The 25,890-nt window shown below is 53.2% G+C and carries 20 protein-coding genes; 6 read left to right on the forward strand and 14 right to left on the reverse strand.

Going from position 1 to position 25,890, the window contains the following annotated elements; translation table 11 throughout:
- Nucleotides 1–11 precede the first annotated feature (11 nt).
- Both R3I13_RS23145 and R3I13_RS23150 read right to left on the reverse strand, forming a co-directional pair.
- A complete protein-coding gene (locus R3I13_RS23145) occupies nt 12–1,844 on the reverse strand; it encodes a RagB/SusD family nutrient uptake outer membrane protein (protein ID WP_346320357.1) in 1,833 nt (610 codons plus the stop codon).
- Between the two features lie 105 nt (nt 1,845–1,949).
- A complete protein-coding gene (locus R3I13_RS23150; protein ID WP_346320358.1) occupies nt 1,950–5,072 on the reverse strand; it encodes a TonB-dependent receptor in 3,123 nt (1,040 codons plus the stop codon).
- Between the two features lie 516 nt (nt 5,073–5,588).
- On the opposite strand from R3I13_RS23150, the gene R3I13_RS23155 reads away from it, so the two are divergent.
- The gene (locus R3I13_RS23155) at nt 5,589–6,467 is read left to right on the forward strand and encodes an OmpA family protein (RefSeq protein ID WP_346320359.1); all 879 of its coding nucleotides are present in this window, start codon (nt 5,589–5,591) and stop codon (nt 6,465–6,467) included.
- Between the two features lie 76 nt (nt 6,468–6,543).
- Here R3I13_RS23155 and R3I13_RS23160 read toward each other — a convergent pair whose 3' ends face one another.
- Nucleotides 6,544–7,611 carry a M48 family metallopeptidase gene (locus R3I13_RS23160; RefSeq protein WP_346320360.1) on the reverse strand — a complete coding sequence of 356 codons (1,068 nt, stop codon included), beginning with the start codon at nt 7,609–7,611 and terminating at the stop codon, nt 6,544–6,546.
- A gap of 2 nt (nt 7,612–7,613) precedes the next feature.
- Nucleotides 7,614–8,582: a DUF898 family protein gene (locus R3I13_RS23165; protein WP_346320361.1), complete on the reverse strand. Its 969-nt coding sequence runs from the start codon at nt 8,580–8,582 to the stop codon at nt 7,614–7,616.
- Between the two features lie 220 nt (nt 8,583–8,802).
- Between R3I13_RS23165 and R3I13_RS23170 the strand changes: the two genes are divergently transcribed.
- A complete protein-coding gene (locus tag R3I13_RS23170; RefSeq protein ID WP_346320362.1) occupies nt 8,803–9,339 on the forward strand; it encodes a YceI family protein in 537 nt (178 codons plus the stop codon).
- Here the strand turns inward: R3I13_RS23170 and R3I13_RS23175 are convergent.
- Nucleotides 9,336–10,259 (reverse strand): hypothetical protein, encoded by a 924-nt coding sequence (locus R3I13_RS23175; RefSeq protein ID WP_346320363.1) that lies wholly within the window; start codon nt 10,257–10,259, stop codon nt 9,336–9,338. The two genes, R3I13_RS23170 and R3I13_RS23175, sit on opposite strands and share 4 nt — an antisense overlap.
- A 74-nt stretch (nt 10,260–10,333) precedes the next feature.
- Here R3I13_RS23175 and R3I13_RS23180 point away from each other — a divergent pair, with 74 nt between their 5' ends.
- A complete protein-coding gene (locus R3I13_RS23180; protein WP_346320364.1) occupies nt 10,334–11,416 on the forward strand; it encodes a DNA alkylation repair protein in 1,083 nt (360 codons plus the stop codon).
- Nucleotides 11,417–11,482: 66 nt separating this feature from the next.
- Here the strand turns inward: R3I13_RS23180 and R3I13_RS23185 are convergent, their stop codons facing one another.
- Nucleotides 11,483–11,998: a molybdopterin-dependent oxidoreductase gene (locus R3I13_RS23185; RefSeq protein ID WP_346320365.1), complete on the reverse strand. Its 516-nt coding sequence runs from the start codon at nt 11,996–11,998 to the stop codon at nt 11,483–11,485.
- Nucleotides 11,999–12,341: 343 nt separating this feature from the next.
- On the opposite strand from R3I13_RS23185, the gene R3I13_RS23190 reads away from it, so the two are divergent.
- Both R3I13_RS23190 and R3I13_RS23195 read left to right on the forward strand, forming a co-directional pair.
- Complete coding sequence (locus tag R3I13_RS23190; RefSeq protein WP_346320366.1) at nt 12,342–14,750, forward strand: TonB-dependent receptor; 2,409 nt, start codon at nt 12,342–12,344, stop codon at nt 14,748–14,750.
- A gap of 179 nt (nt 14,751–14,929) precedes the next feature.
- Nucleotides 14,930–15,304 carry a hypothetical protein gene (locus R3I13_RS23195; protein WP_346320367.1) on the forward strand — a complete coding sequence of 125 codons (375 nt, stop codon included), beginning with the start codon at nt 14,930–14,932 and terminating at the stop codon, nt 15,302–15,304.
- 99 nt (nt 15,305–15,403) lie between these two features.
- Here the strand turns inward: R3I13_RS23195 and R3I13_RS23200 are convergent, their stop codons facing one another.
- The 3 genes from R3I13_RS23200 to R3I13_RS23210 form a co-directional block, all read right to left on the reverse strand.
- Complete coding sequence (locus tag R3I13_RS23200; RefSeq protein WP_346320368.1) at nt 15,404–18,808, reverse strand: HEAT repeat domain-containing protein; 3,405 nt, start codon at nt 18,806–18,808, stop codon at nt 15,404–15,406.
- Between the two features lie 114 nt (nt 18,809–18,922).
- A complete protein-coding gene (locus tag R3I13_RS23205; protein WP_346320369.1) occupies nt 18,923–19,219 on the reverse strand; it encodes a DUF1905 domain-containing protein in 297 nt (98 codons plus the stop codon).
- 98 nt (nt 19,220–19,317) lie between these two features.
- On the reverse strand, nt 19,318–19,737 hold the full coding sequence (locus R3I13_RS23210; protein WP_346320370.1) for a VOC family protein: 420 nt from the start codon (nt 19,735–19,737) through the stop codon (nt 19,318–19,320).
- A gap of 160 nt (nt 19,738–19,897) precedes the next feature.
- Between R3I13_RS23210 and R3I13_RS23215 the strand changes: the two genes are divergently transcribed.
- The gene (locus R3I13_RS23215; protein ID WP_346320371.1) at nt 19,898–22,276 is read left to right on the forward strand and encodes a TonB-dependent receptor; all 2,379 of its coding nucleotides are present in this window, start codon (nt 19,898–19,900) and stop codon (nt 22,274–22,276) included.
- A 261-nt stretch (nt 22,277–22,537) separates the two neighbouring features.
- Here the strand turns inward: R3I13_RS23215 and R3I13_RS23220 are convergent, their stop codons facing one another.
- From R3I13_RS23220 to R3I13_RS23240, 5 genes are all read right to left on the reverse strand, one after another.
- Nucleotides 22,538–23,479 (reverse strand): prolyl oligopeptidase family serine peptidase, encoded by a 942-nt coding sequence (locus tag R3I13_RS23220; RefSeq protein WP_346320372.1) that lies wholly within the window; start codon nt 23,477–23,479, stop codon nt 22,538–22,540.
- A gap of 27 nt (nt 23,480–23,506) precedes the next feature.
- Nucleotides 23,507–24,091 carry a PhnA domain-containing protein gene (locus R3I13_RS23225; RefSeq protein WP_346320373.1) on the reverse strand — a complete coding sequence of 195 codons (585 nt, stop codon included), beginning with the start codon at nt 24,089–24,091 and terminating at the stop codon, nt 23,507–23,509.
- Between the two features lie 87 nt (nt 24,092–24,178).
- Complete coding sequence (locus tag R3I13_RS23230) at nt 24,179–24,664, reverse strand: YdeI/OmpD-associated family protein (RefSeq protein WP_346320374.1); 486 nt, start codon at nt 24,662–24,664, stop codon at nt 24,179–24,181.
- Between the two features lie 111 nt (nt 24,665–24,775).
- A complete protein-coding gene (locus tag R3I13_RS23235) occupies nt 24,776–25,282 on the reverse strand; it encodes a VOC family protein (protein WP_346320375.1) in 507 nt (168 codons plus the stop codon).
- Between the two features lie 189 nt (nt 25,283–25,471).
- Nucleotides 25,472–25,882 carry a TonB family protein gene (locus R3I13_RS23240; RefSeq protein ID WP_346320376.1) on the reverse strand — a complete coding sequence of 137 codons (411 nt, stop codon included), beginning with the start codon at nt 25,880–25,882 and terminating at the stop codon, nt 25,472–25,474.
- Nucleotides 25,883–25,890: the final 8 nt, after the last annotated feature.

The following is a 25,890-nucleotide window of genomic DNA, read 5'->3' on the forward strand; positions in this document are numbered from 1 at the left end:
GCTTTTCGCCTCTAATACCCAATAGTCTGCACCATCTGGTGGTTCTTCTGCACTTCGCTTTGCGGCAAAGGCAGCAGGTTGTAGCGCTCGTACCAGATGCGGGTGCTCGTGCGGGTGCGCTGGTAGTACGCCACATCGCCGAGGTTTTCGCCGGTAAATACGTTCATGCCGTGAAAATCCCCGCCCTGTCGGCCTTCCGGCTTATCGGTGATCTTCCACCTGCGGATGTCGTAAAAGCGGTGCCCTTCATACGCCAGTTCAATACAACGCTCCCTTTGAATGATAGCGCGCATGGCGCCCTGGTCCAGGCCGGCGGCTACTTCGGGGATGCCCGCGCGTACGCGCACGGCGTTCAGGTAAGTGAGAATGTCCGCATTGCCCGGGTCTGATTCATTGAGCGCTTCTGCATAGTTAAGGTATAATTCAGCAAGACGGATATACATCGCAGGCCGCACCACATTGCCGGCATTGCTTTGCAGGTTGCGGCTCACATTGGTATTCTTCCTCACCAGGTATCCCGTTTTAGGAAACATGTTCTGGCTGCCGTTTGCATTCCCTGAATTGCCCATCGGCCAAAACTCCACCCTCGTCTGGCCGCTTTTGGGCACAAACGGAACAGTAGAGCCGTTGAAGGTGATATTCGCATAGAAACGGGGCTCGCGTTTGACATACATTTTGGAAGTGCCTGCTACATAAAACCCGGTCTTCCCGGTATTGGTAAATCCCTCTTCCTCGTACCCGCTGCCGTTGTCGTCGATGTTCAGGCCATTTTCCATGCGGTATTTGTCCACCATTTCCTGGGGCACTGACAGTACGGCATTGGTCTTGGTGCCGTTGGCAGCGCGGGGCGCCGCGTCTTCTTCCCAAACAGAATATCCTGTGTTGGTCCTGATCCAGATGCCTTCATCGCTCCAGCCGGTCAGGAACAGGCCGCGCACTGATTTCACGGCTGCCAGGAAAGGATCGTTGTCGGTCGCTTTGTAGAGTTTCCTGCCATTGGCCTCTGCATGGTCGATGGCGGTTTTGGCCGCTTCCGCCGCTTTCGCCCATTTTGATGGATCGGCGGTGAGGTTCATCAGTTGTTTGCCATCGGGGTTCCTGAATTCAGCGAAATTGGTGTTGCCGTTGAAAAGCGGGCTGGCGTCGTAGAGCAGCACCTGGCTCTGCACGGCTTCTATGATCAGCTTGGTGATGCGCCCTGTTTGCGAAAGGTCGTCTTCGCCGGATGAAGGCACCACGTGCTTTTCAGGCACCAGCGCTTTGGCGGCTTCCATTTCGGAGAGGATGTAGCTGATGCATTCGCTCCAGGTATTCCTCGGTTTCTGGAAATCATCGTCCACGCCGGCCACCCTGTCTCCCACCAATACCACCGGCCCGTGCAGCCTGATCAGCATCCAGTAATAATTTGCCCGCAGGAAACGCGCTTCGCCGGTATACTGGCGGATCAGCTCTTCCCCGTTCGGCTCTTTCAGCAGGTTGGATTTGCTGTTGTTGATATTGGCCAGGAAAATATTGGCCAGCCTGATGGCCTGGTAATACCCCGTATATACGTTGATGCCGCTCTGGCTGCTCATGCTGCCCGCCCCGATGATAGAAGGCGAGGCAAGCTCCAGCTCGTCGCTGAGTTCTGCCAGGCCCCTGCCGGTCACGTTGCCGTCCGCCCAAACGTCGGGCAGGCGGTTGTATACGCCGGAGAGCCAGTTTTCTGCTTCCAGCTTGTTCTGGAACACCATGTCGATGGTCTGCAGGTCTTTGGGCGCATTATCGAAAAAACCCTTCTTGCAGCCTGACACCAAAAGCGCTGCAAGGATCAGTGATGTTGTATAGTTGATATAACGTTTCATCTGTTAATATTTGATTTTTTTTAAGGGCCAGATGGGACCTCGCATTAACATGTCCATGTGTGATAAACATATCATGCTCGGTTTCATGTTTTCTTGCTTATGCGGTTAAAAAGTGGCCCTTACGCCGAAATTGTAAGCTTTGATATTGGGATAGGATTCGCCGCGGGTATAGTTCGTGGAACTGGTGCCGGTATCGTTCAGCTCAGGGTCCCAGTATTTCCATTTGGAGATGGTGAAGAGGTTGGTACCGTTCACGAATACACGAAGGTTCTTGATGCCATAGCGCCTTACCAGCGAAGGACTCAGCGTATAGCCGATCTCGGCGCTCTTCAGCCTGACGAAGTCGGAAGGTTTGAGCCACCAGGTGCTGTTCAGGTAATTGGAATTGGGATCCTGGTTGGTGTTCAGGCGGGGATAGAAGGCGTTGGGATTAGGGTTTTCTTCCGTCCAGCGGTCTTCTACCATCACCATCAGCGCGCTGCTGATGGGGCCTGAGCTGAAAGGCCTGGTGCCGTCGCCGATACCATAGTTGAGGTACACCCTGCCGGTTCCCTGTATGAAGGCGCCGATATCAAAACCTTTATAACCGAAGGAAAGATTTACGCCGTACATCATTTTAGGCGTACCGGACACGTCTATGCGGGCAATGTCGTTCGCGTCTATCACGCCGTCTTCGTTGAGGTCTTTGTATTTGATATCGCCGATGCGCACGTCGCCGGATTGGATGGCGTGTTTGTCGATCTCATCCTGCGTCTGGAACAGTCCTTCCGCGATGTACAGCGTTTTGGCGTCCACTTCTTTGCCTTTCCATTCCATCCAGGGGTAGCGCTGCGGGGGCAGGCCGTCTTCCAGGTTGGTGTTCCTGTTATAGGTAAAGGTACCGGTGATGTTCACCCATTTTTGTTCGGTGAAATCTTTGCGGTAGGTCAGCGTTACGTCTATGCCTTTGTTCAGCACGATGCCGATGTTGCGCGTGGGGTTCACACCGCCGAAGCCTGAAATGCCGGGAATGGTCTGGTCTGCCCGCAGGATGCCTTTGCGCATTTCGCGGAACAGCTCGGTGACCAGTTTAAGGTTATTGTTCAGGAAGTTCATTTCAATGCCCAGGTTGTGGCGGTACGAGGTTTCCCAGGTGGGGTCCGTAGCGATCTGCGATTCCGCATACCCGCTGTAGGCGGGCGAAAGAGATGAGGGTATGCCGAACTGGTAACCTGAAGCCGCTGTTTTGGAAAGCTGCGTCAGGTAGAGGAAACGCGTGCTGAAGCCGCCGTTGCCGGTAAGGCCGTAGCTGTAACGCAATTTGAAATACGGCATGAAATCTTTCAGCGGCTCATAGAATTTCTCGTTAGAAACAATGTATCCTACGCCGGCAGACGGGAAGAAACCGAAGCGGTTGCCCGGGCTGAAGTTTTCGGAACCGGTATAACCAAAGTTCCCTTCCACGAAATAGCGGCTGTCGTACCCGTAGGTTACCCTGCCAGTAAAACCGCGGTTGCGGAAAGGTACGGCGGATGTAAAGGTGGCGGCGTTGCCGTCTACATATTCAGATTGGTTAAAGAGGAAAAGCCCGCCCACTTCGTGTTTGCCGAAAGTGCGGCCGTAGTTGAGCGATGCCTCGGAATACATCCTCCTGGTGGAGCTCCTGGTGGAAACGAAGCCCAGCGTGCCGGGGGCATCGCGGGTCACCTGCATGATCAGGTTGCCGTTGGCGTCCCTGCCGGTGGCGTATTCCGCGGCAGAGTTCTTGGTGGTGGCGGTAGTACCGTCTGTATAAATATCGAAGGCAAACAGGCCGGAAACAGACAACCCTTTGGTGATCGCGTCCAGCTCCTGTTTCAGCCGGAGGTTCGGGCGTATGGTAGCGGAATAGTCGTTGCCGGAACCAACGTCGAATGCGATCCTGTTCGGACTGCTGAAGCCGCCGGGGTACATGGAGTATGCGCCGTTGGAATACCTGCCGGGCATCACGTGCGGCGGTACGTGCAGCACCTGCAGGAAAAGGTTGTTGGAAGCATTGCCGCCATCGCTTTTCCAGGGGCCGTTCCTCCGGTCGATGATGGAAGATATGTTGAGGTCCACTTTCGTGGTGCTGGTCACATTCACGCCGATGTTGGCCGTGAAGTTGTACCGGCGGTAGTAAGACTTTGAATCGTAGCCCGTTTGTTCGGGGTCGTTCTTGATCAGCCCGGTTTCGTTGTAATAACCGGCGGAAATATAATAAGTGGCTTTGTCGGAACCGCCGCTGATGTTGAGATTGGCACGTTGCGTCATCCCGAATTTACGGAAGATCTCGTCGTACCAGTCCACGTTCGGGTACAGCTCCGGGTCCACGCCGGTCCTGTGCATATCGATGCGCTCTTCCGTATACAGCGCGCTGCGGCCCCTGGTGGTAAGGGCTTCGTTGTACAATGTCATCCAGGTGGGCGCATCCACTACCCTGGGTACCTGCACAAATTGGGTGATGCCCTGGTTGAGCTCCACTTTCACCGCCGGTTTGCCGGCCACGCCTTTTTTGGTGTTGATGATGATAACACCGTTGGCGCCCCTGGTGCCGTATACGGCTGTAGATACGGCGTCTTTCAATACCGTGAAGGTCTGGATATCTTCAGGGTCCACATCGTTCAGCGTACGGTCCGGCACCCCGTCGATAATGATCAGCGGCGTGCGCACGCTGGTACCGAAGGTGGATACGCCTCTTACGAGGAAGCCCGAGTTGTCCTGCCCGGGCCCGCCGCCGCGGGAAGTGGTGATCATACCGGCGATCCTGCCTCCGAGCGTGCTGGCGATGTCTCTCACAGGCAGCTTCAGCTCTTCTGCGTTCAGCGTGGATTGTGCGCCGATCACGCTGATCTTTTTCTGTTGCCCGTAACCGATGATACTCACCTCGTTCAGGCCGCCTGCGGCGGCTTGCAGCTTCACGTCCAGGTCTACCCTGTTCTTCACGGGCACGCGGATGCTTTTGTAGCCGATATAGGTGAAATCGAGCGAGTCTGTGGGGCTTACGGCGATGGCGTAACGCCCGTTCTCGTCGGTAAGGGTACCCAGGCGGGTACCTGTAATGCGGACGCTGGCGCCGATCACAGGAGCGTCCAATTCATCTGTTACCTTACCTGAAATATTCAGTATCCTGTCTTGCCCGTAAACGTCCGGGGAGAGAAGCATGGTCAGGATAAACAGGAGGAAGATACCGGGAATGCACCCGGTATACCCGAGTAGAGTTTTCTTCATAACTGGAAAAATTATAGCGTTTTGGTCAATAGTACTTATGTAGTACATATCAAATATGCGGCGGATTTTTCATTCATCCAAATTCTTTTTATTAATGGTAACGGATACGCATAATGCCGGTAACACGTGCATGGCGGGTTTGATGTTATTATGATCCTCTTTGGCGGTCAGGTATGATGAAAGATGTAAATTATCATGACAGCGGTTAAAAAACAATTATGTAGTACATATAACACAGTTCACTGCTTGGGAATAGCGGCAGCGCTTATGCCGGGCGCAATTGCCGGGCAGACCACAGTGGCACTGATCCCCAGGTGGAGGAAACAACGGCCGCATCAGCGGGATGAACCGTCAAATACCCGGCGGTTGCCATATCCGTTGCAAGCCGTTGCAAGCAATCTCTTTCGGCTTTTATACCATATGTAAACTACTAGCTTATTGAAGGTTAATACGAACAGCATTACGCGTTTTCCTGATGGCACAACCTTTGCTCCTGTGCGTATAAATAGTAACTATATGAGAGCACAAGTTTTAACATCGGCAATGCTGGTGACGGTCATACTGGGAACGGGCTGCGTGAGCAATAAGAAATTCGCGCAGCTGCAAACCAGCTACAACGACCTTCAAAACCAGAACCGCGAACTGGACGGCAAATACCAGACTGCCCAGCGCGATCTTTCCGGCGCCAATGCAAGGATCAAAAGCCTGGACGAACAGATTGCAGCACAACGCACCGGCCTCGCGGCATTGCAGGCCGCCCTCGACAAATGTCTCACCTCCGGCAACCAGGGTAATGTGAACATTTCCAAACTGGTGGATGAGATCAATGCTTCCAACAGGTACATCCAGCACCTGGTGAATACGAAGAACAAAAGCGATTCGCTCAACCTCGTGCTGACCAACAACCTCACCCGCTCCCTGAGCCGGGAAGAGATGCGGGACGTGGATGTGCAGGTATTAAAAGGCGTGGTGTACATTTCCCTGTCAGACAATATGCTGTACAAATCAGGCAGCTACGAGATACTGCCTGCCGCGGGTGAAACCCTCAGCAAGATCGCCAAGATCATCAAGGATTACAGGGATTACGATGTGCTGATCGAAGGGAATACGGACAATGTGCCTATTTCACAGAAGAATATCCGCAACAACTGGGACCTGAGCGCCCTGCGCGCATCGTCTGTTGTGCAGTCGCTGCAAAACGACTACGGCGTAGACCCGAAGAGGCTGACAGCCGGCGGCCGCGGCGAATACAACCCGGTGGCTTCCAACGACAGCGATGCGGGAAAGACCAAGAACAGGCGCACGCAGATCATCATTACACCTAAACTCGACCAGTTTATGGACCTGATAGAAAAAGCGCCGGAAAAGGCTGACTCAACAGCCACGCAAAACTAAATAGGATCTGTGCGGTAAGAATGTGCCGGGGGCTGTGCTTCCGGCACATTTTATTTTATGGCGGAACTGCCATCGATCAGTGATAACGGGCCTGCAATTGTTTAAAAAGCGCCTCCATCCTTTCGTTCCTGGCAAAGGAAGCCGGATGTTCTTCCGCATCGCGGCGCACGTAATTCACGCGGTTCTCTGTGAGCGGGTGCGACCGTATGAATTCAGGGATAGCCACTTTCCCGTCCAACTTTTGCAGCTCCTGCAGCAGTTGCAGCATGCCCAGCTGGTTGATGCGGTTGCGGCGGAGGGTTTCCATGCCGCTGATATCCGCTTCCCGCTCGTATCCGCGGGAATAGGTGAGATTGTGCAGCGTTGCGGCTTTGGCATACAGCAGGTTAACCCCGCCGCTGTTTCCCAGTGCAATAGACACCAGCATGCCCGTACCCATCTCCTGGCAAAGCCTGCGCACACCATGGCGATGGGTAATATGCGCCACTTCATGACCCAGCAACGCAGCCAGTTGTTCGGGAGTTTCCAGTTTTTTCAATAACCCCGTGTATACGACCACGTAACCGCCAGGCAGCGAATAGGCATTTTCCACGTCGCTGTCCACTACTGTAAAATCAAGCTTCTCCTGCGTATCCCATTTTATCTGTGCGGCAAACTGTGTCAGCAATTGACTGCCTTCTTTGTCTGGTGTTTCGTGCAGGCTGTTGCGGGCAAGGCCGCCCAGCTCTTTGTCGAACGAAGATGGCAACTGATCCACCACGCGGCTTACGCACCAGGGTAAAAAGTAAAAGTGGCCGGCCAGCAGCACACCTGCGATAACGAGCAGGATGATGAGGCTTGCCTTTAAACCACCGCGAAGCACCAGCTGGTGTAAGCCGGCGCTTCGCGTGTGTTTATATCTTGCAAGGAACTCTTTTACAAACACCGGGTCCGTCACTTCCAGCGTACCCGCTTCCTCTCCCGTGCGGGTGATGCGGATGAAGCCGGGGCTCACGTGCGTGGCGATCTCCGTGAAAAGCCAGTGCAGCTTGCGCGGGGGCGCGCCGGGCGTAATTACGTCCAGCTGGAGGCTTTCAGTGAACAGGTGAATGTTCACAGGCGTCGCTTTTGCTACCTGGTGATTGTAATAATTTCCTTTGAACATGGTTAGATGATGCTCAGGTCAAACATATCGGCCAGGTCTTCGCCGGTAGCGTCCCTGTATTCTTCTTCCGTTTGCTCAAGGTCTGCCAGCACGATGTTTCCATCGATCTCCACGTTGTTCATCAGGAATTGGATGGTGCGCACCTGCACCCAGGCATAACCAAGGCCCAGCGTAAAAATGAAGATCAGCGCGTTCACGATCAGCAGCCCGGCAAACTTGCCGCCCGATGCGGTGGAATACATGTTGTACGCTTTCTCTCCATGCAGCAGGCGCAGCTTTTCGATGCTGTAACGGAAAATATCCGCCTGCCACCAGAAAACGTAAATGCCGAGCGTGATGAGGGTGAGAAAATAGCCTTTGATGTTCAGCTTGAAGAATTCCCAGCCGTCGCCGTCGTAATAGAATTCGCCGCTGCCGAAGCGGATGTTGCCAATAATGTAATTGCGGATGTTCATCGCCGCCCAGGAACCGTAGAAACCAAGGGTAACAAGGGTCAGCAGCATTTCTCTGATGAACAGCTTAATAAACTCGCCGCGATTGCCACGGTAGCCAAAGCGGATGCTCCTCCAGGATGTTCTTGACCAATGGTAGCGGTTAGCGCCGTGAATAGCCACGGGAAGGATAAATACGAGGAACGCGATGTAAACGAGGATAGACAGCGCCGGCAGTCCTGCCCACCTGAAGATGCTCATCACGATAACGAGCACCACGAGAATACCGACCGCTTTGATGAACCCTTTGAAGATCTCCGCCCCTGTACCGTTCCAGGAAAACCGGGAGCCTTCCATTTCAGTGGAGGAATAGAGATATTGCAATTGTTTGGCCCTTGCCCAGGGGTAATAAAATCCGAGTGTAACGATCATCAGCAGCGCGTTTACGATCAGGATGCCGAAGTAGGTGGCGCCGTCGCCGTTGAAGGAGAGCTTGGGACTGCTGAGTACGTCCCCTTGCTTTGCATTCAGTTGTTCCATAAGAAGGGATTAGGTTAATAGTTTAATGAATGTACAAATATATACGAAATTTTAATATTTTACTATGTAGGCAACTGTTACTTCCCGGTTATATTGTGTGAGAAAAATATCTTAACATTTATTTAGCTGTCTGGTGAAAAACGTCCACCATTTCCGGCATTCTATCCAACTGCTGAGATTTTCCGGCTGCGTAATTTTAGTGCATTAAAAAATATGTGCTATGACAAACTGGAAAATTGATGAAACACACAGCGAGATCGGGTTTAAAGTAAAGCACCTGATGATCACTAACGTCAGCGGCTACTTTACCCGCTTCTCCGGCGCTATTCAAACCATCAGCGACGATTTTCACGACGCCACCATCACCTTCGAAGCGGCGGCGGACAGTATAGACACAAAAAATGCGCAGCGCGACGAGCATCTCCGCAACGGCGACTTCTTCGACGCTACGCAATTTCCGACCATCAGTTTTGTATCCAGGAAAGTGAAGAAAATAGCGGACGAGCAATACAAGCTCCTCGGCGACCTTACCATCAAAGGCCAGACGCATCCCATTGAACTGGACGTGACGCACAACGGCACCACCACCGACCCCTGGGGCCAGCAAAAAGCGGGCTTCGCGCTCAAAGGCCACCTTCATCGCACGGACTACGGCCTCCGCTGGAATTCCACCACCGAAGCAGGCGGCATTGTATTGAGTGATGAGGTGAAGCTGAATATGGAGATACAACTTGTGAAAGCGGTGAGCGGGAATTAGGCCAACACCCGCTTCAGCAGCTCCAGCCCGAAGCCGGAGATCAGCAGGCGTTCTTTTTTATTGCCCAGCAATTGTTGCGTCCAGGTGGTGAAGCCGCCGTCGGCGATTTCCCACTCCTGTTCATTTACTTGTATCACGACTTTGAATTGCAGGCCGGTGTAGTAACTATTGGCGCCGCTATTTTCTATTGTTTCGATCGCCAGGCCGGGAATGCGTTCTGTTAGTGAACGGGAAACAGCTTCCAGCAGCGCCTGCGCATCCGGGTACCCTTCGCGGTGCAGGAACCGCAGGCGCATTTCATGAATGCCGAACACCTCTTTCAACAGCGTTATCCATGCGACCGTGTGCCTGTGCATGCTTTCGCATTCAAAACCATAGTTGCCTTTATCCATCCCCGCAGATACGAGGCAGGCGATCGTAAAATGCGGCGTGAAGGCTTTGGATGGCAGCGGCTGTGTGCGGATATGGCGTTGTACCGCGCAAAGGTCCATAGTTGTGGGCCCGCCTTGCTGCTTCAGTTCCGCGATATGCAAAGCAAGCGCGTTCGTAGCGTCCGCCATTACTTCCGTTCCCCTTACTGCGCTCATGACTTTTTCCTGGCTTACGGTGCCCAGCACTGAACAGCTGCCCAGCGGGGAAACAGGAGAAAGCGTTACCGCTTTGAAATGCAGCTTTTCCATGAGGCGCAGCGCGGCCAGCCGGGTTTCCTGCAAGCTGACGGTATCCATATCGCCGGGTTTTACGAAGCGGTTCTGTTTGTACTGGCGCAGCAGATCCGGCGCTGTAGTGGCGGCCGCGCGCCGGTTGAACACTTCCAGCAGCAGGGTATTAAGATCCGCGCCGGGCAACGCCGCCAGGGCGTCCACGATGTTCTTTCCTTCGCATTTCTGAGCAATGCGTTGTATAATGGCCTGGTCCATATAGAAAATACTTAAGTCAAACCGAACATTTAAATTAGGATTTTCCATGCATAGTTTTCTTTATTTTTACCGGTATGGATCCCCTGAAGGAAATGTTCAACAAAGCGTTCTATCAGCATTTCGCCCGGACCTTTGCTGAGGCTGACAAAAATTTTAATGCGGGCACTTTTGTGAAAGACGTCACCCGCGGCATGGAAACACTTTCGTTGAACGGCAGGCTGAGGAATACGTCTGTCATGCTTCACAAGCACCTGCCCGCAGATTATAAAAAAGCCATTGAAGTTATCTACAAAGCCGCCCCTTCCCTTAAAACCGGCTACACCGCGCTGGTATTGCCCGATTTCGTGGCGCTTTACGGCAAAGAACATTTCAGTCTTTCCATGGAAGCGCTGAAACACTTTACCACACTGGGCTCGTCGGAATTCGCCATCCGGGAGTTCCTCAAAACAGACCTGGAGAAAACACTGAAGGTGATGAACAAATGGGCGGAAGACAAGAACCATCATGTAAGAAGGCTCGCGTCTGAAGGCAGCAGGCCCAGGCTGCCATGGTCTTTCAAGCTGGCGGAGGTCATCAAAACACCGTCTCTCACGCAAAGCATCCTCGAGAAGCTGAACGCGGACGAAGAACTGTACGTCAGGAAGTCCGTCGCCAACCACCTGAACGATCATTCGAAAGACAATACCGCTTACATGCTGCAACTGGTGAAAACCTGGGATAAGAGCCACCGGCACACCGCCTGGATCATCAAACACGCCATCCGCACCCTTATCAAAAAAGGCGACCGCGACGCGCTGCAAATATTCGGGTTTGGCGAAGATGCAAGAGTGCGGCTGAAACAATTCAGCACAGATAAAAATAAGCTGCGGCTGGGAGACACGCTGCAATTCAGCTTCCGGCTGGCAAGCGAAAGCAATGCCCCGCAAAAGTTGGTGATCGACTACGCCGTGCATTACGCGAAATCATCCGGCGCCCTGTCGAAAAAGGTATTCAAGCTGAAAGAAGTAACCCTGCCGCCAGGCGAAACAGTGGACATCACGAAAAAGCAACTCTTCCAGGACCTGACCACGCGCAAACATTACGCGGGGAAACATGTGCTCGAGATATTTGTGAACGGGAAAGCGCTGGGGAGTAAGGATTTCAGGCTGGAGGCGTAAGCTACCAGTATCTCCACCAGCGACGTTTTGCGGTAGTTTTATCGCTATTTGCTGCACTGGCGCCTTTCACGGCAACCTGCCCACTTCAATACTGCTCACCCATTTCACATGCCGGGGCCCGGTCACTTTATCGTTGGCGCAGATCATCACAAAAAGACCGTCTTCCGTAATAGGCTGGCCGTTTTCCCGGTAGATCAGGTATACGTTGTCGCCGGTGGGATTGTTGTAGATATCGTTCCAGGAATAAAGTACCGTATAGCCGTCTGTCGCTTTAATGGCGATGTAATATTTGCCGCGGTCCTTGCGCCGTTCCATGATAATCCCGGCGCTGTCGAGTATATTTTTCAGGCTGATGCCGGTGAAAGAACGCAGCACTTTTTTGGTTTCGCCGGACGAGCAAACGATGTCCAGATTGTTGCGGGTTTCCGGGCGGAAGGCGTCCACATTGTTCAACGTACATGTAAAAGCATGCCGGATAAGGCCTTTGACCATTACCTGGTGCGTGGTATCGGGTGGCGTGGCTGAAAATGCAGTGGCGGTAATAAGCAGGAAGGCGCCAAGCAGGATTGATCTCAGGTACATTGTGAAAAATTAAAGCATGGAAAAATGAAAGGTCATTTCTTGAAAATTCAGGCACTCAAAATAAATATAATAATTAGTTAGATGTAATATTTTTTAAGGCCAGACGATCTATTTTTATTCTTATAATGTGATTTATATCAAATTTACAAGGAACACGATCGATTTTTAATAGCAAATCTGCATGAAACTATCTTTTTAATCCCCTAGTCAACAAATTACTAATTCCGTCATACGACAGTCATTTTCCTCCCATCTTCAAAAATTTTCCCAAATTCGAAAACCATTCCCTTTTCGTCAGCGGACCTTTGCCATCTCTTATTTCACACCTATAGAACGACGACCAATGACCAAAAGGCTACTACTCATTTGCACCTTCCTGTTTTCCGCCGCTGCGCTGTTTGCGCAGACCAACGCCTTCATAAAAGGCACCATCACCACCAGCGACGGCCAACCCGCCGCGAATGTGACGGTAAGGATAGAACAGACCAAATGGGGTGCTATTACCAACGAAAAAGGGGAATACCTTATCAAGAACGTGAAACCCGGCGCATGGAACCTCAAGGTTTCCGCCGTATCTGTTGCTTCGCAGGTGAAGCAGATCAGCGTGACGGCAGGCGAAACGCAGCAGGTGGATTTTGTGCTGGACGCCAATTCTGCGCAATTGCAGGAAGTGATCGTTTCCACCAAAGCCTCTGCGAAAGAGAATAAGATCGTGGCGAAAATGCCGCTGAAGAACCTGGAGAACCCGCAGGTATACAACACGGTGTCTTCCGAGCTTATGAAGCAGCAGAACATCACCACGTACGACGACGCCCTGCGTAATGTGCCCGGCATCACCCGCACCTGGGAATCTACCGGCCGCGCCACAGACGGGGCAGCGTATTTCGCGCTGCGGGGCTTCGACGCACAGCCTGTATTGTCCAATGGCCTGCCCGGCATCGTAAACGGCAACCTCGACCCGGCGAATGTAGAATCCATCGAAGTGATCAAAGGCCCTTCCGGTACTTTGTTCGGCGGTGCTTTTTACAGCTACGGGGGCATGATCAATACCATCACCAAAAAACCTTATTACGGCTTTGGCGGCGAAGTAGCCTATACCTTCGGCAGTTACGGGCTGAACAGGTTCACTGCCGACGTGAACACGCCGCTCAGCAAAACCGAAAAGATCGCGCTGCGCGTAAATGCGGCTTACCATTCTGAAAATCACTTCCAGGACGCAGGCTTTAAGAAATCATTCTTTGTTGCGCCCTCGCTCAACTATGAAGTGAACGACCGCCTGACCTTCAGCCTGATGGCGGAAATACTGGAAGAAGAAAGGGCCGTTCCGCCGGTGTTCTTCCATTCAGACCGCGCCACTCCTCTCGTATTCAAAAATCTCACAGAGCTGGGGCTGAACGATAAGCTGTCCTTTACCAGCAACGACCTCACCATACGGAACCCGCGCTTCAATATACAGGGACAGATGGTATACAAACTGTCTGACCAATGGACCTCCCAGACCGTGGTATCACGCGCGAGCGTGCGTTCCAAAGGCATCTACAGCTACATCTGGGACTATGAAGGCGGCGATGAATGGTTCGAATACGCAGTGACCAACCAGGACCAGACCGTTACTACTACAGATATCCAGCAGAACTTCAACGGCGATTTCAAGATCGGCAGCCTGCGGAACCGTGTGTTGGTAGGGTTCGATTTCTACCACCGCAACATCGTGGACAACAGCACCGGCGCGGGCGTTATCAGGAAAGTGACTCCCTGGGGCGATGTGCAGCACGTTGACCCGGACAACCCGATCTACCTGACCAAAGAATCCGTGGGAAGGGTGCTGGAAACCCTGCCGGCCACCTTATCCAATAATGAAAACAGTTCTTACAGCGCCTACGCTTCAGACGTGCTCAACATTACCCCCGCGCTGAGCGTGATGGCCAGCTTAAGGGCAGACTATTTTTATACCCCCGGCGATGGCAAAGAAGAGACCAAGGGCGACGAATATGACCAGTTCGCATTGTCTCCCAAATTCGGGATCGTGTACCAGCCTATACTCAACAAGGTGTCCGTTTTCGCGAACTATATGAATGCGTTCATCAACGTATCTCCCAAAGGCGTGTTGAATACTGACGGTACACCCACCGGCGAATACCGGGCATTTAAGCCGGAGCGGGCCAACCAGTGGGAAGCGGGCGTGAAAACAAACTTATTCACCGATAAGCTGCAGGCCACTTTTTCCTATTATGACATCAGGGTATCAGACAGGGTGCTGTATCCCATTAACGCTACGCCCGTACAAGGCGGGAAGTTTGGCAGTAAAGGCTTTGAAATGGAAGTTACCGCCCAGCCTGTGCAGGGCCTGAACCTCCTGGCGGGGTACAGCCACAATAAAACCGAAGTGCTGGAAGGCAACGGTGACGACTTTTACGCGGAAGAAGGCCGTGTTATCGGCGGCCAGGGCCCTCAGGACCTTGCCAACCTCTGGGCTACCTACAAGTTCAGCAACGGCTCGCTCCGCAACTTCGGCCTGGGCATCGGCGGCAATTACGGCGGCGAATACCTGGTGATAGACAACAGCAAGACCGGCCAGTTCTTCCTGCCCAGCTACACCCTGCTGAACGCAAGCGTGTTCTATAACGCAGATCATTTCCGCTTCACCCTCAATGTGAACAATATTACCAACGAAACCTACTACATCGGCTACTGGTCCGTAAACCCGCAGAGAAAGCGGAATTTCGCCTGCAGCTTTGCGTATAAGTTCTAGGTATCCCATTAACATTTCGCAGAAAAAGCCGTATGAACCAGCTGATTCATACGGCTTTTTTGTATCTTGAAAGGCAGAATGCAATTACTGACAGCAGCGCTAAACGTCTATCCGGGCAAAACCGGGCACATTTAACCGTTTTTATTGATCTTGCAATTTATTAATAGCTTTGCCGGCATATGGTAAAAATTACCTTCAACATTACCGATACACCCACCGCAGATACGGGCCTGGATGCGCTAGCATACCTGGAGGGCGACATGCAGGTTTACCTGCATAATCTTTTATTCGTCAAACTGCCGCGCACGCCCCTGCTGGACTTTGCAGGGTTTGCACAACGCTGGCTGGACGATCATTCCGCCCCGATTTCCGCCTACCTTCCCATAAACAAGGAAGAAACCGTGCTCAGCATCGAAAAAGCGCCGGAAGCAGGGCTTTACCATTTCAGTTCCGCCAGGGCGGAAAAAGGAGATTTCCCGCCGGTGAAAGAAGAAGCCATCAGCGCAGCTTTCGAAGAATTCCTTGCCGGGCTGGAAAAAGAACTCAGGAAATAAACTAACTGTACCGGGCAAACGAACCCGGCCAAATATTAAAAACAAAAGAGGAGCTGAAAGATCAACTCCTCTTTTTTATTGAAAAGATCATTCACATTCTTATTCATCCTTCGCTTCAGCCAGGAAGCTCACTACGTCGCGGATCTCCTTCTTGGAAAGCACCGCTTTCATATCGGGCATGGAAGAGGGCGAGAAGGTCTTCTTCACAATGTCCGCATTCGCGATCTCCCTTTCAGGCTCCAGCCCTTCTTTGATCTTCAGGCCGGTTTTGGTTTCCCCCTGCACTACCCCGCTCACTTTCTTGCCGTCCTTCAGCTCCAGCGATACCATACCAAAACCCGCTGCCAGCCTGGAGCTGGGCGAAATGATGGATTCGAGTATCTGTTCGCGGGTAAGCCGGTTGGCCACGCCGTTCAGGCGCGGACCGGCGTTGCCGCCGCGGTCGTCGTAGGCATGGCACTTCATGCACTGCGCGTTCTGGTTGCGGTAAAATATTTGCCTGCCGCGCTGCGGATCGCCGCCCTGCAGGCTGCTGGCGTAAGAAGCGATCACTTCGCTGGGGCTCAGCTTGCCGCTGATCTCTTTGTAACGCGCTGCCAGGTGGTTGGAACGGGTGCTGTCTATCGCCTCGCCCAGCTCAAGATACACGTCAGGGCTCAGTTTGCCCGCGGCCATTTTGTCCAGCAGGGCTTCGAGGGCTTTGCCGCTGTTGTCCAGCGGCAGCTTGCCGAGCGTCAGCACGGCGGCCTGTTGTTCTTCTTTGGTGCGGGTGGCGATCACGTTGTTGAGCAGGCCTACCATCACGTCTTTCGGTATGTTCATTTTCTCCATAAGGTCCAGCCCGGTTACGCGCACGGATTTCTCTTTATCTGCCAGCGCATGTTTGATGCCTTTTTCCACCAGCGGGTCGTTCAGCGCTACCAGCGCTTTCAGCGAAGTGGAGCGCACGGCGGGGTCGCGGTCTGCCTGCAAGGAAGCCAGCAGGGCGGCTGCGGCGGGTTTGATATCGAGCTGTTGTATGGCTTTGGCTGCGCTTAAACGTACGATGGTGGATTTGTTTTTGAGTAAAGCGGTCAGGGCTGCGGCGGATTTACCCGCCACCATCGCGGCATATCTTTGCACCGGGCCTCGCAGGCGGCCATCCACCCTGTCAAGCACAGAAGGTTTAGCCCAAACGCCAATCACATCCACGGCTTCGGCGCGCATGGTGTCCGGGTTCTCGTCGTTCAGCGAATAATCGATCAATGCCTGCAAAGCCGCATCGCTGCCTACGCGCAGGTTGGCGCTGATCACGCGGCGAAGCAGCGCTTCGTTGGTAAACGGCGTGGTGTTCAACAGCCCGGCCAGTGAGGGCAAGGCGACTTTAATGGAAAGATCATCATTGATGGCACGCGCCGCTTCGGTTACCACGAACTCATCCTCATCTAGCAGGAATACCGAAATGCCGGGGTCGTTCATTCTTCTCAAAGCCACTACCGCTGCAATCCTCAGCGCCCTGGAAGGGCTTTTCACTAAGGCAATCAACGGTTCCGCCTTGCCTATCCGCGCCAGTGCAAGGCTGCCGGCATGGCGGAGGTACGCATCCTGGTCGTTGTTCTGTTCCAGCATGCTGATGATGGGCTGAATGGCAGGCTCATACTGGATCCTGCCCAAAGCTTCGGCGGCAAAGAAACGCGCGCGGCCCGCAGTGTCTTTCAGCACAGGTATCAGCGCGGCGCCTGCTTCGCGGTATTTGATATCGCCCAGCCATTTGGCGGCTTGCGCTCTTATTTCGGGATCGCTGTCTTTCAGCGCCGGCAGCAGTTCTGCGGCATATTGTTTGTCTTTACGCGCCAGCTGGCTGAGGCCCCAGATGGCATGCACCCGGCTCAGCTGATCGTCTTTTGATTGCAGGGCCTGCTTCAATACAGCGGCTCCTTTTTCGCCACGTTTCACCAGTTCAAACTGGGCTTTCATCCTCACGCGCATATCGGGGTTTTTCAGCAATGCGCCCAGCTCTGCTTCTTTACGTTTGCTGAAATCAGCCGCCAGCAATTCTTTCACTTCTTTTCGTATAGCCGATCCCGAAGCGTTCTTGTCGTCCAGCTTCCAGATGCGGCCATATTTATGCGTGTCCCAACCTTCTATCCAGTCCGCCACGTACAAAGCGCCATCAGGACCAAAATCAAGCCCGGTGGGCAATACGCCGCCCAATACTTTTTTATGCTCTCCCAGCTCGAAGCTGGCGCCTTTGGGATTTAATTTGAAACTGTGAATGCCGGAACTGAAGGGGCTCCCCACAAATTCGGCGATAAAGAAAGTGTTTTTGTATTCCGGGCTCAGCGCGGTGCCAGGGTTGTATACCATGCCTGCCGGGCCGCTCACGAAATTAGCAATGCAGGGCGTAATGTACGCCGCCTGGCCTTCCCAGCGGGGCAGGTACATTTTTTCATCCATCCATACTTTATAACCGTTGTTCAGCGGGTCGCGGTATTTTCCGTATTGCCAGTTGCTGCGCCAGCCAATGTCTGCGCCGTTCACCACGTACACCAGCCGCTCTTTTTCACCGGGGTGGTCGCCGTCGTTGTCTTCACTGATGAGGTTTGCGTATTCGTCGAACACGAACTCGTGGGTATTGCGGTTGCCGTACGCGAATACCTCGAAATCGCTGCCATCGGGGTTGGAGCGGGCTATCACGCCGCTGTTGGGATGTTCCCATTTCTGCCCGTCAGGACCTGTACCGTTAAAACCGATGTCACCGATCTGCCAGTAGATCCTTCCATCAGGCCCCATTTCAACGCCGCTCATGCCATGGCCGCTGAAACCGATGTGAATGCCGTAGCCGTGGGAAAGAGATGTTTTTTCGTCGGCAATGCCGTCGCCGTTCTTATCCTTCATCTTCCAGAGATCCGGCGCGATGGCCACGTACAGGTCGTCCCCGTCTGCCAGCACACCGCCGGCCACGTCGTCCACTTCATTGTTAAAATCATCCACCACCAGCTGCGACTGATCGGCCACGCCGTCGCCGTTCAGGTCTTCGAGGCGGAACACATTGTCTTTTTCAACAGCCAGGTCGCGCCAGTCGTGGGAGCTGTCGCCATTCAGGTCTTCCAGCCATTTGTTGCGGTGGCTGTTTTCGGGCGACAGTTCTTTATGCAGGAAAGCGCGGCGTTCTTCCACGGTTTGCAGGCTGATGGAGGGTATCTCCCAGTCGCGGTGCCCGCGGATGTCGAACTCGGAATGGTTCTGGCGGTTGGTGGTGGTGTAATACAACCTTCCCAGGTCGTCTATATCGATGGCGATCGGCGAGATCACCAGGGAATCAATACCCCAGAGCTTGAGGGTAAGACCTTCGGCCAGTTCAGGTTTTACGGATGCGGTGATAGAATCTGCGAAACGCGCGGTGAAAGAGGAATCCATTAGCTTGATGCGTCTTTCTTCAGCGGTAGGCTGTTTGCAACCCGGCAGGCAGGCGGCGGCCACCGGCAATGAAACAAGAAAGAGAGCATGCAGCTTTCTGTGCAACGTGGAGCTTTTAACCATTGTAGTTTACTGTTTTTACATAAGGAAGTTACAATGGGTTAAAATATAAAGAAATATGTCCAATTGCAAGAAAAACTGTCAAAACCACACTTTATTTTATTCAAAGATGCGCTCTTCCAGCACTACAGTCACTTCATCCCCCTCCGATTTGCCGATCAGTTCACGCAGGTCCGCCTTTACGGGCAGCTTGTGAGTGCCGTCGCCGAGGGCCATAAAGGAGCTGCGGAAAGGATGCCCGTCTATCGTGCCCCGCACTTTCACCAGCCCGCGGGTGCCGAAGAACTCCGCCGATCCGGGCCAGATGAGGTACGTCCAGCCGCCTTTGTTCGGGCTTTTGAGCAGGCGGGCGGAGAATTGTTTCGGCAGGCGGATAGCTTTTGCAGTTTGTGCCATAAAATACCGTTTTAGTATATTATAAAGTTATGCCGCATTCTCCGCCCGCAGGGATGGTAAAAACGACTTTCTGGCGGGCCGTTTACGACAGTCCCCCTTTAGCCGATCTTCGCCGCCAGCACAGCCAGGTAGTGGACATTGTACATCACGCCCAGCACATTCCCGAAAGGATCAATCACGGAAGCGGTTACAAAGCCTTCTCCCCGCTTGGTGATAGGCTCATATTCTTTGGCACCGTGGGCCAGCAGTTTGTCGAACGCAGCCTGCACATCATCTACATGCCAGTAAGTGATGGAGCCGCCAGGTCCTGCAGCCATGGCTTTAGGCGCATAGGCGGCGTCTATGATGCCGAGTTCGTGCTGGAAGTCGCCGATGCGGAATTCGATGTAGCCGGGCACTTCAAAATAAGGCTTAACGCCCAGCAGGCCTGTATACCATTGTTTGGCCGCAGCAAGGTCTGCCGCATAAAAGCTGATGTTTGCCAGGCCGCGTAAGGATGATGGTGTTGTTTTAGACATATAGTTTTTGTTTTGCTCAGTTCAAAGGTAGAACCGGGGGTTGACAGCCTTATGTCAGCAGGGAAAGGCCTTCCTGCAATAACGCAGATATTTTTTCCCGATTGCGTAAACCCGCAGGAACCCGGTGCTGTAATTTTGCGGCGTCCAAATAAAAGATTACATGAAAAGATTATACATAATATTACCGGTGCTGATGCTGATGGGCATGCCGGCTATGGCGGAAGCCACCGGGACTGCTCCCGCCAGCGCCTATACGCAGAATGGTGTAATTACAGGAAAGATCGTAACCAGCGATGGGCAGCCCGCGGAATTTGCGACAGTGCTGCTGAACGGGAAAACGGTGGTGCCGGTGGATAAGAACGGCGCATTCCGGATCGACCAGCTGCCGGCCGGCACATATACCATCACCGTGCGTTTTGCGGGCCAGCAAACGCAGGCCAGGACCGTCGTGCTGCAGGACGGGGAAACTGTTACCGCGGATTTTAACCTGCAGATCAGCGCCAAAGCGCTGAATGAAGTGGTGATCGTGGGCGACAAGTATACCGTGACCGCCAAAAAAAGAAGCAATACCGCTTCCAGGCTGCCGCTGGAATACCTGGAAAACCCGCAGGTATACAACGTGGTGGATAAGGAACTGATCGCGGAGCAGATGGCGCTGACGCTGGAAGAATCCTTCCGCAATATACCCGGCGCGGCCCCGGCCAAAACCGGCGCAGGCATGCCCGCGTTTTTCTCCCGCGGCTTCCTCACCACCGATAACCTCCGCAATGGCATGGCCACCTATCTCCGCACGGGCATCGACCTCGTGTCTGTAGAGCGGGTGGAAACCATCAAAGGCCCCTCTTCCACCCTGTTTGGCGGCACATTGGTAAGCTACGGCGGGTTGGTGAACTACGTCACGAAAAAACCTTACGAGAAATTCGGGGGCGAAGTGAACTTCATGACCGGGAGCTATGAGCTGAACCGCCTGACGGCTGACATCAACGCGCCGGTGAATGCGCAAAAAACAGTGCTCTTCAGGATCAACCTGGCGGCGCAAAATAAAAATGACTGGCAGGACCAGGGCCATGGCAGCACGCTGGTGATAGCGCCTTCCCTGACCTACAAAGCAAGCGATCGCCTCACCCTGCGCCTCGACGCCGATATGCAGAACTACAAAGGCACTTCCAACACAGGCTGGGCGGTGACCAGCGGCGTAACGCTCAAGTCCTTCGACCAGCTGCCGCTGGACTACAAACGCTCGCTGATCGACAACTCCTTTATTGGCCATCAATATTCCCGCAACATATTCGCCCAGGCTGAATATAAGCTCTCTTCAAAATGGACCTCGCAGACCAATTACGCATGGGGCAACGGTGAATATACAGACCTCCTGTACTTCAACCAGTCCTGGATCAGGAACGATTCCATCCAGCGCGCTTTAGGCGTGTTCTCCCCGGACAAAGTCGGCCGCAAGCACATCCAGCAGAACTTCACCGGCGAGTTCAACACCGGCTCCCTCCGCCACCGGCTGCTGATCGGCGCGGATTTCATGAGCCAGTACCGCAACTACAAATATGCCGGCCTGATCATGGACACAGTGAATGTTTTCTCCGCAACGATCAAAGACGTGAAAGTGCAGAAGGCCGAAGAGATGCTTGCGAAGCTCAGCACCCCGCCCATCATGACCAGGCAGAATGCTTACGGCGCGTATTTCTCCGATGTGATCAACATCACCGATAACCTGCTCGTGATGGCCAGCCTGCGTTTGGATTATTTTGAGAACAAAGGCACCACCAACAATCTTTCCAGGACCACCACCGGCGCGTTCGACCAGCTGGCGCTCTCCCCGAAATTCGGGATCGTGTACCAGCCCGTGAAAGAGAAGGTTGCGCTGTTTGCCAACTATATGAACGGCTTCAAAAATGAAGGCGACGTATTGCAACCCGATGGCACAACGATCTCGCTGAAGCCCCAGCAGGCGGAGCAAATAGAAGGCGGCGTAAAGCTGGACCTGCTGAACAACAAGCTGAGCGCTACTATCAGTTACTACGACATCTCCGTTTCCCGTATCAGGCGCACACAGGAGATCAATGGACAGAACTTCATTGTGCAGGACGGCACGCAGGAAAGCAAAGGCATTGAAGCGGAAGTGATCGGCAATCCCTTCCCGGGATTCAACTTCGTTGCGGGATATGGTTACAATAAAAATAAATACACCAAATCTAATAAGGACGTACTTGGGAAAAGGGTGATCGGCACACCCGAACATGTAGGCAATGTGTGGCTGAGCTACAGCCTGCTGAGCGGCAGCCTGAAAGGCCTGGGCATTGGCGCCGGCGTGATGTATGTGTCAGACGCATATTATAACGCTACCAACACTTTCTCTATGCCTGCCTATACCGTGGTAGACGCCACGCTGTATTACAACCAGCCACGGTTCCGCCTGAGCGTGAAAGCCAATAATATCACCAACGAACATTACTGGATCAGCGACGGGTTTTACTCAAGACCGCAGCCGCCGGTGAATTTCCTGGCAGGTATCGCTTACAAGTTCTGACCGCCTGCAGGTCCTGATCATACAACACGCCCCCCCTGGCTGAGCCGGGACGGCGTGTTGCTTTTTTTTTTAATCTGCACTACAGCTCATGCCCTTCATTCCACAATCCGCCGGATTTTCCCGGGCAGGCTGTTTCCCTTCCGCCATCTTTGCCGGAAATATTTTGCTGATGCTGATCTTAATGATGTTGTTCGCGCTCAGGCGGATGCTGGCGGCGAAACAGAAGAATGTGCGGAGAGCAGGTTAAATGCTGCTGCTGTATTATTTGATCTTTTTGAAACGATCTTCCTGCCCGGTGCGGAGCACGAACCCGTCCTTTCCAAACTCCAAGTCCGCCGGCGCATTCTCGTCCCAGAAAAAGACCGCGGGAGTGGCGGGCTTCAACGGAATGGTATGCCGGCTTGCTTTTACCTGCAAACCGCCGTTCACAACGCTTATTACCACTGTATCCTTCCTCGCATTCACGTACCTGCCGGCATGCAGCGCCAGTTGTTTTTCTCCCAGTTCAATGACCTTGTGTTTATGACGGCGCTGGGCAAGCAGCCAGGTATACAGGCTGTCGTTGTTATAGGTCTCCGTCCAGCTGTCGTGGCCGGCGTCGGGGTATATGGTGAATTTCACCTGCTTATTCAGCGGCTTTAATGCGCTGATCATATTCTGGCTGGCGGAAAGGGACACCACGTTGTCTTTAGCGCCGTGAAAGCACCAAATGGGCATGTAGCGCAGCTTCCAGGCTTCTGAAACGTCGCCGCCGCCGCAAATGGGCGCAATGGCGGCAAAGGCCTCGGGGTGTTTTTCAGCCAGCGCCCAGGTGCCGAAGCCGCCCATGCTCAGGCCGGTGAGGTATACCCGGTCGTCGTCCACGCGGTATTTCTGTTTGAGGTCGAGCAGCAGGCGGAACAGCTGCTCAGGATCCCAGCCGAACCCGCTGGATTGCGGGCTTACAACGATGAAGGGGAACTTTTTCCCGGCTTCCACCAGCTTGGGCAGCCCGTGCACCTTTACCTTTTCCAGGTCGGCGCCGCTTTCGCCGGAACCGTGCAGGAACATTACCAGCGGCCATTTCCGCGAGGTGTCCGACTCATATCCTTCCGGCAGGGCCAGCAGGTAATGAATATCAATAGAGAATTTCCCGGGCGTTTGCTGCGCGCGGGCCTGTATGAGGGTGAACAGGATAAGGGCAAGGAGCAGGGGCTTTTTCATGGTATTGAATTTACTAAAATAAATTCATCAACCCTGCTTTCTTACATATTTGGTAAGTATCACGATAAGCTGCCCTTCTATCTTTCCTTCGATCTGCTCTGTATTGTCCGGCACCACGCGGATGTTCTTCACCACGGTGCCCATTTTGGCGTTGAGGGAAGTGCCTTTCACGTCCAGCGACTTCGTGAGCACCACAGTGTCTTCATTGCGCAGCACGGCGCCGTTGCAGTCGCGGTGCAGGTCTACCGTGCCGTCGCTATCCTGGTCGCCGGCGGCTTTTGCCCAGGCAAGGGTTTCATCGTCCAGGTACATCATATCCAGGTTTTCCTGCGCCCAGCTTTCGTTCCTGAGGCGGCTGAGCATGCGCCAAGCCATTACCTGCACAGCAGGCACTTCGCTCCACATCGCGGTGCCAATGCATTGCTGCCAGTGGGCCGCGTCCAGGTCTTCCTGCTTCTCCGCCTGCGCCAGGCATTTGCCGCAGAGGTACACGGCATCGTCTTTCACGGCGGCCGGCGTTTGCGGCAGCACATATACTTTCAGCCCGCTGGCGGAGCCGCAAAGCTCACACTGGTTGCCACTCCTGTTCTTCAGTTCTGTTTCCTGTATCATATGATCATTTTCGGCCGCGAAATTAATATAAATAATTAGGATTGCAGCGCCCTGCCAATGATGACCTTTAATAAATGAAATGTATCACTACCGTTGCCACGGCGGGTAAAACTTTTCCCCGCGGGCCAGCCTTTGCATCGCCTTGGCCAGACGGCTGACACGGGTTTCCTCCCGTTTGGCGCCATATACCCAGCTGATGTAATACCGCTGCTCCGTTTCGGAAAGTGAACGGAAAAACGCATTCGCTTCCGGATCATATTCCAGGCATTCCTCCATTTCAGCGGGAATGATGAGCGGGTCATTGTCTATGTAAAGGATGATGCGCACGCGGTCTCCCGCTTTTTTCCAGATCTTCTTTCTTATTTCGGCTTTTATGGGAAGGAAAAGTTCGCCGTTGCCCAGCGGCATCAGGTGCGCTTTGGCGATGGGAAAACCATCGATGCTGCCTTTCACTTTCAGCTGGCCGAAGGGGATGTTCGCAGCGGGCTTGATTCCGGGCATACGGGCATAGGTCCAGCCGCCTTTGCCGGGGAAACGTTCGAGGAGATATTCTTTATCCGTCAATGGATCCATGACGGCAAATATACTTTATTCCAACAGCCAGGTGACGGATTTACACCTTCATAAAAAACAAAATCCCCGGTATGGACCGGGGATTATTTATACTTGACAACATATGTTGTTCTATTTACCGAAAGCAGCGCGCAGCTTATTCAGGTCGAGCTTTTTCGAACTGAGCACTTCTTTTGTTACACGGGCTACCGCTTCTTTGTCGTCAGACGTGAGCATTGCGCTCAGTTCCACCGGCACTATCTGCCAGGAAACGCCGAACTTATCTTTCAGCCAGCCGCATATCTGCGATTCAGCAGGCCCGCCCTGTGTGAGTTTATCCCAGTAATAATCCACTTCTTCCTGGCTGTCACAGTTGACAACGAAAGAAATAGCTTCGTTGAACTGGAAATAAGGCCCGCCGTTCAGCGCAAGGAACTCCTGCCCTTCCAGGTAAAATTCCTGTGTCATGAGCGTACCGGCAGGTATCTTATGTATTTCAAAACCTTCCTCGCCGTAGTAAGTGGAACGGCCTTTTTTGCTGTTCTTGAAAATAGAAAGATAGTAGTTGATCGCTTCTTCCGCATTCAGGGTAAACCAGAGGTTGGGTGTAATTTTTTGGGTGCTTATTCTCTTTTCCATGATGAAAGTTTTTTAAGTTTTATTTCCTTGCTTGTTGATACAAATGTAGGCCGGGTATTCCATTCCGGTGAGGTGCATCCCCGACTTTTCTGAGGGTGGTTTGCGACAACATAGCGGGATTACGGGGCACAAAAACACCGGGAACAAACTGTAGAAGATCGTATAGTAACGGGAGAAAACGGGCTGCTATTAAGATTTCCCGTGCAATTCTTCGTACTCCCGCTTAAACCTGTTATCAGGCCAGAAGTACAGCGGCAACCTGAAGGCCACCTTCTTTTTCTTTCCTTTCTGGATGCCGGGGCTCCAGCCGTTCAGCAGTTTCACGAGGCGGATCGCTTCATTGTCGATATCGTCGCGGATGCCCTCTTCTATCACGATATTCGTAACGTTGCCCAGCGTGTCCACTACAAACTTAGCCACTACCTTGCCTCCCACCCTGTCTATCCGGGCCTGCCTGGGATACTGCATATTCTTTTCGATGATGCGGTGAATAGCTTTCATACCGCCGGGAAAGGCCGGCGGTATGTCCGGTTGCGTACCTGTCTGCGCAAAGGCCGTGGGAGCGGCTGCCAGCAGGATCAATGTGAATATTATTTTCATGGAAAGGG

This window comes from Chitinophaga sp. YIM B06452, from assembly GCF_039655965.1.
GTDB lineage: Bacteria > Bacteroidota > Bacteroidia > Chitinophagales > Chitinophagaceae > Chitinophaga.

Bases quoted from the DNA above. Each gene is read 5' to 3' on its own strand.
- R3I13_RS23215 (WP_346320371.1), top strand. From the start codon at position 19,898: ATGAAAAGATTATACATAATATTACCGGTGCTGATGCTGATGGGCATG.
- R3I13_RS23230 (WP_346320374.1), bottom strand. From the start codon at position 24,664: ATGGATCCATTGACGGATAAAGAATATCTCCTCGAACGTTTCCCCGGC.
- R3I13_RS23240 (WP_346320376.1), bottom strand. From the start codon at position 25,882: ATGAAAATAATATTCACATTGATCCTGCTGGCAGCCGCTCCCACGGCC.
- R3I13_RS23235 (WP_346320375.1), bottom strand. From the start codon at position 25,282: ATGGAAAAGAGAATAAGCACCCAAAAAATTACACCCAACCTCTGGTTT.
- R3I13_RS23225 (WP_346320373.1), bottom strand. From the start codon at position 24,091: ATGATACAGGAAACAGAACTGAAGAACAGGAGTGGCAACCAGTGTGAG.
- R3I13_RS23180 (WP_346320364.1), top strand. From the start codon at position 10,334: ATGGATCCCCTGAAGGAAATGTTCAACAAAGCGTTCTATCAGCATTTC.
- R3I13_RS23175 (WP_346320363.1), bottom strand. From the start codon at position 10,259: ATGGACCAGGCCATTATACAACGCATTGCTCAGAAATGCGAAGGAAAG.
- R3I13_RS23220 (WP_346320372.1), bottom strand. From the start codon at position 23,479: ATGAAAAAGCCCCTGCTCCTTGCCCTTATCCTGTTCACCCTCATACAG.
- R3I13_RS23190 (WP_346320366.1), top strand. From the start codon at position 12,342: ATGACCAAAAGGCTACTACTCATTTGCACCTTCCTGTTTTCCGCCGCT.
- R3I13_RS23170 (WP_346320362.1), top strand. From the start codon at position 8,803: ATGACAAACTGGAAAATTGATGAAACACACAGCGAGATCGGGTTTAAA.
- R3I13_RS23210 (WP_346320370.1), bottom strand. From the start codon at position 19,737: ATGTCTAAAACAACACCATCATCCTTACGCGGCCTGGCAAACATCAGC.
- R3I13_RS23185 (WP_346320365.1), bottom strand. From the start codon at position 11,998: ATGTACCTGAGATCAATCCTGCTTGGCGCCTTCCTGCTTATTACCGCC.
- R3I13_RS23145 (WP_346320357.1), bottom strand. From the start codon at position 1,844: ATGAAACGTTATATCAACTATACAACATCACTGATCCTTGCAGCGCTT.
- R3I13_RS23155 (WP_346320359.1), top strand. From the start codon at position 5,589: ATGAGAGCACAAGTTTTAACATCGGCAATGCTGGTGACGGTCATACTG.
- R3I13_RS23160 (WP_346320360.1), bottom strand. From the start codon at position 7,611: ATGTTCAAAGGAAATTATTACAATCACCAGGTAGCAAAAGCGACGCCT.
- R3I13_RS23165 (WP_346320361.1), bottom strand. From the start codon at position 8,582: ATGGAACAACTGAATGCAAAGCAAGGGGACGTACTCAGCAGTCCCAAG.
- R3I13_RS23205 (WP_346320369.1), bottom strand. From the start codon at position 19,219: ATGGCACAAACTGCAAAAGCTATCCGCCTGCCGAAACAATTCTCCGCC.
- R3I13_RS23150 (WP_346320358.1), bottom strand. From the start codon at position 5,072: ATGAAGAAAACTCTACTCGGGTATACCGGGTGCATTCCCGGTATCTTC.
- R3I13_RS23195 (WP_346320367.1), top strand. From the start codon at position 14,930: ATGGTAAAAATTACCTTCAACATTACCGATACACCCACCGCAGATACG.